5 protein-coding genes and 1 pseudogene are annotated in these 4,309 nt (G+C 31.6%); 2 read left to right on the forward strand and 4 right to left on the reverse strand.

Features of this window, described 5'->3' with window-relative positions; all coding sequences use genetic code 11:
- Positions 1-353: pseudogene (locus tag ABJD66_RS05415) on the forward strand (phosphatidylserine synthase); the annotation flags it as partial.
- A gap of 18 nt (positions 354-371) precedes the next feature.
- Here ABJD66_RS05415 and lptB read toward each other — a convergent pair.
- The 4 genes from lptB to ABJD66_RS05435 form a co-directional block, all read right to left on the reverse strand.
- Positions 372-1,112, reverse strand: coding sequence for an LPS export ABC transporter ATP-binding protein (gene lptB / locus ABJD66_RS05420; RefSeq protein WP_034645320.1), 741 nt, complete (start codon positions 1,110-1,112; stop codon positions 372-374).
- A 64-nt stretch (positions 1,113-1,176) separates the two neighbouring features.
- On the reverse strand, positions 1,177-1,533 hold the full coding sequence (locus ABJD66_RS05425; protein ID WP_100895601.1) for a carboxymuconolactone decarboxylase family protein: 357 nt from the start codon (positions 1,531-1,533) through the stop codon (positions 1,177-1,179).
- A complete protein-coding gene (gene tatC / locus ABJD66_RS05430; RefSeq protein ID WP_100895602.1) occupies positions 1,514-2,356 on the reverse strand; it encodes a twin-arginine translocase subunit TatC in 843 nt (280 codons plus the stop codon). The genes ABJD66_RS05425 and tatC overlap by 20 nt, the downstream gene beginning before the upstream one ends.
- Complete coding sequence (locus ABJD66_RS05435; RefSeq protein WP_348129083.1) at positions 2,356-3,321, reverse strand: KpsF/GutQ family sugar-phosphate isomerase; 966 nt, start codon at positions 3,319-3,321, stop codon at positions 2,356-2,358. The genes tatC and ABJD66_RS05435 overlap by 1 nt, the downstream gene beginning before the upstream one ends.
- Positions 3,322-3,515: 194 nt before the next feature.
- On the opposite strand from ABJD66_RS05435, the gene ABJD66_RS05440 reads away from it, so the two are divergent.
- Positions 3,516-4,309, forward strand: a 794-nt coding sequence (locus ABJD66_RS05440; RefSeq protein WP_348129086.1) for a RecQ family ATP-dependent DNA helicase, incomplete at its 3' end; no start/stop codon positions are given.

A 4,309-nucleotide genomic window follows, 5' to 3' on the forward strand; every position in this document is an offset into this window, starting at 1 on the left:
AAAACCAAACAGAGTCTTTTATAGGAGTGCCAACACCAGCAAACGCGTTATTAATTATATCATTACCATTAATATTAGTTTATCAAAACTATCCTGTTTTAAACGATTTAATTTTAAATCAATGGTTTTTATTAGCGGTAACAGCTTTAAGTGCATTTTTACTAAATGCTAATTTACCTTTATTTGCCTTAAAGTTCAAAACGTGGAATTTTAAAGACAATGCAATACGCTATATCTTTTTAATACTTTGTATTGTATTAATAACAACACTAAAGTATTTAGCAGTACCAATTATAATAGTAGTTTATGTGCTATTATCTATGTTTAGTAAATTGGCAATTAAAAAAGCCTAAACTAAATAGAGTAGTGGTTTAGAAATCTATTTTAGTTTTACGTAGTTCAAAGTTTTGACCAAGGTATACTTGCCTTACCATTTCATCAGCGGCTAGTTCTTCTGGTTCTCCAGATTTTAAAATACCACCTTCAAACATAAGATAAGACCTTTCTGTAATAGCAAGAGTTTCTTGTACGTTGTGGTCTGTAATTAGGATACCGATGTTTTTGTTTTTTAACTGAGCAACAATGCGTTGTATATCTTCTACCGCAACAGGATCTACACCTGCAAATGGTTCATCTAGTAATATAAATTTTGGATCTGTGGCTAAAGCGCGTGCAATTTCTGTACGTCTACGCTCTCCACCAGAAAGCAAATCTCCTCTGTTTTTACGTATGTGTCCTAAACTAAACTCTTCAATAAGAGACTCCATTTTCATATGTTGCTCTTTTTTACTCAGTTTTGTAAGTTGTAGTACACTTAAAATATTTTTTTCAATACTAAGTTTTCTAAAAACTGAAGCCTCTTGTGCCAAATAACCAATTCCGTTTTGTGCTCTTTTGTACATAGGAAATTGTGTAATATTCATATCATTTAGATAAATATTACCTCCATTTGGTTTAACAAGCCCAACAATCATATAAAAAGAAGTTGTTTTACCTGCACCGTTAGGGCCTAGTAAACCAACAATTTCTCCTTGGTTAACTTCCAAAGATATACCTTTTACTACTTGTCGTCCTTTATAGGACTTCATAATATTGTCTGCTCTAAGCTTCATTTTTTCCATAGAATATCCAAATCTAAGTTATTCTTCTTGTAAACAGAGAAGATTTACCGTTTTTTTAACCTTCTTGGTTAGCCTCTATAGCTTCCCAATACTCGTGTGCGCGTCTTAAATGTGGAATAACAATACTGCCACCAACAAGAGTTGCAATACTAAGGGTTTCCATAATTTCTTCTTTATTGGCACCTTCTCTGTGCGAACTCTCTAAATGATATTTTACGCAATCATCGCAACGTAAAACCGCAGAAGCAACAAGTCCAAGTAACTCTTTAGTTTTTACATCTAGAGCTCCTTTACTATATGCGTTAGTATCAAGATTAAAAATTCTATTGATAACCTTATTTTTATCTGCTAATATTTTATCGTTCATTTTAGAACGATATTCGTTAAACTCTTTAACTGGATTTTGTGACATTCTTACCTAACTTTTTTGCTTCATTTTTTAACACTCTTCTAGAAATATAAATACTAATTTGATATAGTATTATAACGGGTATTGTTACTACAATTTGACTAGCAACATCTGGTGGTGTTATAACAGCAGCAACTATTAATACTACAACCAATGCTATTTTTCGGTGTTTTTTAAGTACCTCTGGAGTAACCAAGCCTACTTTAGTTAAAAAGTATATAATTATAGGAAGCTCAAACATAATACCACATGCAATTACGGATGCTTTTACGGTAGATATAAAAGAGCTTAAATCAAATTCATTTAATACCTCTTTACTAACTTGGTATGTACCTAAAAAGTTAATAGAAAAAGGAGTTACAATGTAGTAACCAAATAGCACACCAGAGAAAAATAAAAATGATGCAGCAAAAATAAATCCTTTAGAGTTTTTTCGTTCTTTTTCGTATAAACCTGGGCTAATAAAACGCCACATTTCATATAAAATATACGGAAAACCAAGTATAAAACCAGCCCAAATAGATGTCCATATATGAGCAGAAAATTGCCCAGCCATAGTTCTACTTTGTATAGTAAAAGGTAAGGTTTCTGCACAAAAGCTAGATTCCATTCCAAAATAAGTAGCTAAAGAACAAAAGAATTTATAGGTAGGAAAATCCATTTTCTTAGGACCTAGTAAAACCGTGTCAAAAATAAATTCTTTCATTGCAAAAGCAACAACACCAATAATTACTACGGCTAATGTAGATCTTATTAAATGCCATCTAAGTTCTTCTAAATGGTCTAAAAAGGACATTTCGTCCGGACTTTTTTTATTTTTTGCCATTATAAAATGCCTTCGTTTACTAAGTTATGTAAATGTAACAAACCAACATATTTGTTATTTTCTAAAGCTACTAACTGTGATATTCCTTGCTGTTGCATTAGTTCTAAAGCATCAACCGCTAAAACGTCTGTATTTACTGTTTTTGGACTTTTAGACATGATATCTTTTGCAGTTAAATTACCAATATTATCATACTTGTTAAGCATACGTCTTATATCACCATCAGTAATAATACCAACAACCTCATTGTTTTCTATAACAGCTGTAGCTCCAAGCATTTTCTTAGAAATTTCTACAATAGCTTGCTTTACAGGAGTATTTGAAGTAACCTCTGGTTTTTGGTTATTTTTTACAATGTCATTTACACGTAAATATAGTCTTTTACCCAAAGCACCACCTGGATGATATTTAGCAAAATCTTTACTTGTAAAACGTTTTAGTTCTAAAAGAGATACGGCAATAGCATCACCAATAACCAATTGTGCAGTTGTACTAGTGGTAGGGGCTAAATTATTTGGGCAGGCCTCTTTTTCTACATATGTGTTTAGTACAAAGTTAGACTGTTGCGCTAAAAAAGAATCTGTATTGCCTGTCATTCCAATTAATATGTTACCACCTCTTTTTATTAATGGAACCAAAACTTTAATTTCTGGTGTGTTACCGCTTTTAGAGATGCAAATAACCACGTCATCTTTTAAAACAGTACCAAGGTCACCGTGTATTGCATCTGCAGCATGCATAAATATAGATGGTGTACCAGTAGAGTTTAAAGTAGCTACTATTTTTTGTGCAATAATAGCGCTCTTTCCAATACCAGAAATTATTAATCTGCCTTTAGAATTGTAAATGGCATTTACAGCATCTGTAAAATTGGAATCTAGTAGGTTAGATAAATTTTTTATGGCATCAGCTTCATTAGAAATTGTACGCCTTGCAATATCTAGAATTGTTTTGGAGTTGCTCAATGTAATCTTAAATTATGTGTTCTTTTAAAAAAGATGTATTATCTTTAAGAATACAAAATTACGTAAACTTATTTTTATGTGATACAGTAATTTGATGGAAATTAAAATTGACTTAAATTTTGTTTGGATTCCTAAAATTTGAGTATCTTGAAATTTATTTTATAAAAACAGGAATACAACCATTATAATATACTATGAGTAATTCTAAGATTGATTTGCATGCTTCCTTAAAAAAGTTTTTTGGCTTTAATAAGTTTAAAGGTCTTCAAGAAGATGTTATCAATAACTTGCTTCAAGGTAATAATACATTTGTAATAATGCCTACTGGCGGAGGAAAATCTCTCTGCTATCAATTACCTGCTCTAATGCAAGAGGGTACTGCTATTGTAGTTTCTCCCTTGATTGCCTTGATGAAAAACCAAGTAGATGCCATACGTGGTATATCTTCTGAGCACGGTATAGCACACGTTTTAAACTCCTCATTAACCAAAACGCAAGTAAAAGAGGTTAAAGAAGATATTGTAAATGGTGTAACTAAAATGCTGTATGTTGCTCCTGAATCTTTAATAAAAGAAGAGTATGTTGAGTTTTTAAGATCTGTAAAAATTTCTTTTGTTGCAGTAGATGAAGCTCATTGTATATCTGAGTGGGGACACGATTTTAGACCTGAGTATAGAAACTTAAAAAGCATTGTTGGTAGGTTAGGAGATGATATTCCTATGATAGGTTTAACAGCAACAGCTACACCAAAAGTACAAGAAGATATTGTTAAAAACTTAGGTATTACTGATGCTAAACTTTTTAAAGCGTCATTTAATAGGCCTAATTTGTTTTATGAAGTACGACCAAAGACATTAAATATAGAGGCTGATATAATTCGTTTTGTAAAACAAAACATTGGTAAATCAGGAATTATTTATTGTTTAAGCCGTAAAAAAGTTGAAGCATTAGCGCAAGTATTACAAGTTAATGGTATTAGTGCAGTGCC

This window comes from Cellulophaga sp. (assembly GCF_039943695.1).
Lineage (GTDB): Bacteria > Bacteroidota > Bacteroidia > Flavobacteriales > Flavobacteriaceae > Cellulophaga.